The sequence below is a fragment of the Pseudomonas sp. GW821-FHT07F01 genome, from assembly GCF_059418825.1.
Genome location: NZ_JBWKQO010000011.1, coordinates 1 through 5536 on the forward strand (window position 1 = coordinate 1; position 5536 = coordinate 5536).

Annotated in this window: 2 tRNA genes and 2 rRNA genes; all 4 read right to left on the minus strand. The window is 50.8% G+C overall.

Annotated elements, in window-relative coordinates:
- Positions 1-69: 69 nt before the first annotated feature.
- Positions 70-2961 (minus strand): 23S ribosomal RNA (locus AC07R1_RS31355).
- Positions 2962-3194: 233 nt separating this feature from the next.
- Positions 3195-3270, minus strand: a tRNA-Ala gene (locus AC07R1_RS31360).
- A gap of 10 nt (positions 3271-3280) precedes the next feature.
- Positions 3281-3357: transfer RNA gene (locus AC07R1_RS31365), tRNA-Ile, on the minus strand.
- Between the two features lie 123 nt (positions 3358-3480).
- A 16S ribosomal RNA gene (locus AC07R1_RS31370) occupies positions 3481-5019 on the minus strand.
- Together the 16S and 23S rRNA genes with 2 tRNA genes alongside form the textbook arrangement of a ribosomal RNA operon.
- Positions 5020-5536: the final 517 nt, after the last annotated feature.

The following is a 5536-nucleotide window of genomic DNA, read 5'->3' on the forward strand; positions in this document are numbered from 1 at the left end:
GCAAACTTTCGGTTTGTATCGTCTTCACACACCGCAACTCGCTTCTTAAGCAAATTGCTTGGGTGTTATATGGTCAAGCCTCACGGGCAATTAGTATTGGTTAGCTCAACGCCTCACAGCGCTTACACACCCAACCTATCAACGTCGTAGTCTTCGACGGCCCTTTAGGGAACTCAAGGTTCCAGTGAGATCTCATCTTGAGGCAAGTTTCCCGCTTAGATGCTTTCAGCGGTTATCTTTTCCGAACATAGCTACCCGGCAATGCCACTGGCGTGACAACCGGAACACCAGAGGTTCGTCCACTCCGGTCCTCTCGTACTAGGAGCAGCCCCTCTCAAATCTCAAACGTCCACGGCAGATAGGGACCGAACTGTCTCACGACGTTCTAAACCCAGCTCGCGTACCACTTTAAATGGCGAACAGCCATACCCTTGGGACCGGCTTCAGCCCCAGGATGTGATGAGCCGACATCGAGGTGCCAAACACCGCCGTCGATATGAACTCTTGGGCGGTATCAGCCTGTTATCCCCGGAGTACCTTTTATCCGTTGAGCGATGGCCCTTCCATACAGAACCACCGGATCACTAAGACCTACTTTCGTACCTGCTCGACGTGTCTGTCTCGCAGTCAAGCGCGCTTTTGCCTTTATACTCTACGACCGATTTCCGACCGGTCTGAGCGCACCTTCGTACTCCTCCGTTACTCTTTAGGAGGAGACCGCCCCAGTCAAACTACCCACCATACACTGTCCTCGATCCGGATAACGGACCTGAGTTAGAACCTCAAAGTTGCCAGGGTGGTATTTCAAGGATGGCTCCACGCAAACTGGCGTTCACGCTTCAAAGCCTCCCACCTATCCTACACAAGCAAATTCAAAGTCCAGTGCAAAGCTATAGTAAAGGTTCACGGGGTCTTTCCGTCTAGCCGCGGATACACTGCATCTTCACAGCGATTTCAATTTCACTGAGTCTCGGGTGGAGACAGCGCCGCCATCGTTACGCCATTCGTGCAGGTCGGAACTTACCCGACAAGGAATTTCGCTACCTTAGGACCGTTATAGTTACGGCCGCCGTTTACCGGGGCTTCGATCAAGAGCTTCGCGTTAGCTAACCCCATCAATTAACCTTCCGGCACCGGGCAGGCGTCACACCCTATACGTCCACTTTCGTGTTTGCAGAGTGCTGTGTTTTTAATAAACAGTCGCAGCGGCCTGGTATCTTCGACCGGCATGAGCTTACGGAGCAAGTCCTTCACCCTCACCGGCGCACCTTCTCCCGAAGTTACGGTGCCATTTTGCCTAGTTCCTTCACCCGAGTTCTCTCAAGCGCCTTGGTATTCTCTACCCAACCACCTGTGTCGGTTTGGGGTACGGTTCCTAGTTATCTGAAGCTTAGAAGCTTTTCTTGGAAGCATGGCATCAACCACTTCGTCACCTAAAAGGTAACTCGTCATCAGCTCTCGGCCTTAGAACCCCGGATTTACCTAAGATTCCAGCCTACCACCTTAAACTTGGACAACCAACGCCAAGCTGGCCTAGCCTTCTCCGTCCCTCCATCGCAATAACTAGAAGTACAGGAATATTAACCTGTTTTCCATCGACTACGCTTTTCAGCCTCGCCTTAGGGACCGACTAACCCTGCGTCGATTAACGTTGCGCAGGAAACCTTGGTCTTTCGGCGTGGGTGTTTTTCACACCCATTGTCGTTACTCATGTCAGCATTCGCACTTCTGATACCTCCAGCAAGCTTCTCAACTCACCTTCACAGGCTTACAGAACGCTCCTCTACCGCATCACTTACGTGATACCCGTAGCTTCGGTGTATGGTTTGAGCCCCGTTACATCTTCCGCGCAGGCCGACTCGACTAGTGAGCTATTACGCTTTCTTTAAAGGGTGGCTGCTTCTAAGCCAACCTCCTAGCTGTCTAAGCCTTCCCACATCGTTTCCCACTTAACCATAACTTTGGGACCTTAGCTGACGGTCTGGGTTGTTTCCCTTTTCACGACGGACGTTAGCACCCGCCGTGTGTCTCCCATGCTCGGCACTTGTAGGTATTCGGAGTTTGCATCGGTTTGGTAAGTCGGGATGACCCCCTAGCCGAAACAGTGCTCTACCCCCTACAGTGATACATGAGGCGCTACCTAAATAGCTTTCGAGGAGAACCAGCTATCTCCGAGCTTGATTAGCCTTTCACTCCGATCCACAGGTCATCCGCTAACTTTTCAACGGTAGTCGGTTCGGTCCTCCAGTCAGTGTTACCTAACCTTCAACCTGCCCATGGATAGATCGCCCGGTTTCGGGTCTATTCCCAGCGACTAGACGCCCTATTAAGACTCGCTTTCGCTACGCCTCCCCTATTCGGTTAAGCTTGCCACTGAAAATAAGTCGCTGACCCATTATACAAAAGGTACGCAGTCACAGAACAAAGTCTGCTCCCACTGCTTGTACGCATACGGTTTCAGGATCTATTTCACTCCCCTCTCCGGGGTTCTTTTCGCCTTTCCCTCACGGTACTAGTTCACTATCGGTCAGTCAGTAGTATTTAGCCTTGGAGGATGGTCCCCCCATATTCAGACAAGGTTTCTCGTGCCCCGTCCTACTCGATTTCATGACTAAGAGATTTTCGCGTACAGGGCTATCACCCACTATGGCCGCACTTTCCAGAGCGTTCCGCTAATCTCAAAGCCACTTAAGGGCTAGTCCCCGTTCGCTCGCCACTACTAAGGGAATCTCGGTTGATTTCTTTTCCTCAGGGTACTTAGATGTTTCAGTTCCCCTGGTTCGCCTCTTGCACCTATGTATTCAGTACAAGATAACCATCTTATGATGGCTGGGTTCCCCCATTCAGAGATCTCCGGATCAAAGTCTGTTTGCCGACTCCCCGAAGCTTATCGCAGGCTACCACGTCTTTCATCGCCTCTGACTGCCAAGGCATCCACCGTATGCGCTTCTTCACTTGACCATATAACCCCAAGCAATCTGGTTATACTATGAAGACGACATTCGCCGAAAATTTGCATTCTTAATTAAAAGAGAACTCACAAATTTTACCTTAGCCTGATCCGTTACCAGTGAAAGTAACGTTCAGTCTATCTTTCTATCACATACCCAAATTTTTAAAGAACGATCTAATCAAAAGACTAGAAATCAACATTCAAAGTGAATGCTCATTTCTAAGCTTTCAGAAGCAGTTTATGGTGGAGCCAAGCGGGATCGAACCGCTGACCTCCTGCGTGCAAGGCAGGCGCTCTCCCAGCTGAGCTATGGCCCCATAACAAAATTGGTGGGTCTGGGCAGATTCGAACTGCCGACCTCACCCTTATCAGGGGTGCGCTCTAACCAACTGAGCTACAGACCCAATTTCGAGCTTGTAACTGTTAGCTTGGAGCTATCAGCTTGGAGCTTAAAGCTGCTTCTATCGTCTTCTTCAATGAATCAAGCAATTCGTGTGGGAGCTTATGAAGCAGCTGATGTCGTCGATTAAGGAGGTGATCCAGCCGCAGGTTCCCCTACGGCTACCTTGTTACGACTTCACCCCAGTCATGAATCACACCGTGGTAACCGTCCTCCCGAAGGTTAGACTAGCTACTTCTGGTGCAACCCACTCCCATGGTGTGACGGGCGGTGTGTACAAGGCCCGGGAACGTATTCACCGCGACATTCTGATTCGCGATTACTAGCGATTCCGACTTCACGCAGTCGAGTTGCAGACTGCGATCCGGACTACGATCGGTTTTATGGGATTAGCTCCACCTCGCGGCTTGGCAACCCTTTGTACCGACCATTGTAGCACGTGTGTAGCCCAGGCCGTAAGGGCCATGATGACTTGACGTCATCCCCACCTTCCTCCGGTTTGTCACCGGCAGTCTCCTTAGAGTGCCCACCATAACGTGCTGGTAACTAAGGACAAGGGTTGCGCTCGTTACGGGACTTAACCCAACATCTCACGACACGAGCTGACGACAGCCATGCAGCACCTGTCTCAATGTTCCCGAAGGCACCAATCTATCTCTAGAAAGTTCATTGGATGTCAAGGCCTGGTAAGGTTCTTCGCGTTGCTTCGAATTAAACCACATGCTCCACCGCTTGTGCGGGCCCCCGTCAATTCATTTGAGTTTTAACCTTGCGGCCGTACTCCCCAGGCGGTCAACTTAATGCGTTAGCTGCGCCACTAAGAGCTCAAGGCTCCCAACGGCTAGTTGACATCGTTTACGGCGTGGACTACCAGGGTATCTAATCCTGTTTGCTCCCCACGCTTTCGCACCTCAGTGTCAGTATCAGTCCAGGTGGTCGCCTTCGCCACTGGTGTTCCTTCCTATATCTACGCATTTCACCGCTACACAGGAAATTCCACCACCCTCTACCATACTCTAGCTTGCCAGTTTTGGATGCAGTTCCCAGGTTGAGCCCGGGGCTTTCACATCCAACTTAACAAACCACCTACGCGCGCTTTACGCCCAGTAATTCCGATTAACGCTTGCACCCTCTGTATTACCGCGGCTGCTGGCACAGAGTTAGCCGGTGCTTATTCTGTCGGTAACGTCAAAACAATTACGTATTAGGTAACTGCCCTTCCTCCCAACTTAAAGTGCTTTACAATCCGAAGACCTTCTTCACACACGCGGCATGGCTGGATCAGGCTTTCGCCCATTGTCCAATATTCCCCACTGCTGCCTCCCGTAGGAGTCTGGACCGTGTCTCAGTTCCAGTGTGACTGATCATCCTCTCAGACCAGTTACGGATCGTCGCCTTGGTGAGCCATTACCTCACCAACTAGCTAATCCGACCTAGGCTCATCTAATAGCGTGAGGTCCGAAGATCCCCCACTTTCTCCCGTAGGACGTATGCGGTATTAGCGCCCGTTTCCGGACGTTATCCCCCACTACTAGGCAGATTCCTAGGCATTACTCACCCGTCCGCCGCTCGCCACCAGGTACAAGTACCCGTGCTGCCGCTCGACTTGCATGTGTTAGGCCTGCCGCCAGCGTTCAATCTGAGCCATGATCAAACTCTTCAGTTCAAACATCTTTGGGTTTTGAGAAAACCCTAAACTTGGCTCAGCAATCGTTGGTTACATCTTTGATTTCTCGCGGAGTAACTTGTGATGCTGATAATCTTTTTGACTATCAGTCTGACTCCACAAGCACCCACACGAATTGCTTGATTCAGTTGTTAAAGAGCGGTTGGTTAAGATCTTTCGTCTCAACCGAGGCGCGCATTCTACAGCAGCCTCATTTGCTGTCAAGTGATTTTTTTAAGAAGTTTTCAAAGTTTCCTTTTTAACTTCAACCACTTGCGCTTCCGATCTCTCGTTAGCGGGAGGCGAATTCTACAGCGTTACACGCTGCTGTCAACACCTCTTTTCAACCGCTTTCGACCGAGAGGATCGAATCGTTAATAAGGCGAAAACTGACTGCCTTACCAACTGCTTCTGGCTTCGATGAACTGAAGCGTAACCGCTGTCGAAAACTGCGTAACTCGTTGAATCTCAAGGAGTTTTCCGTTTCGACTGCGCCGGAAGTGGGGCGAATTATAGA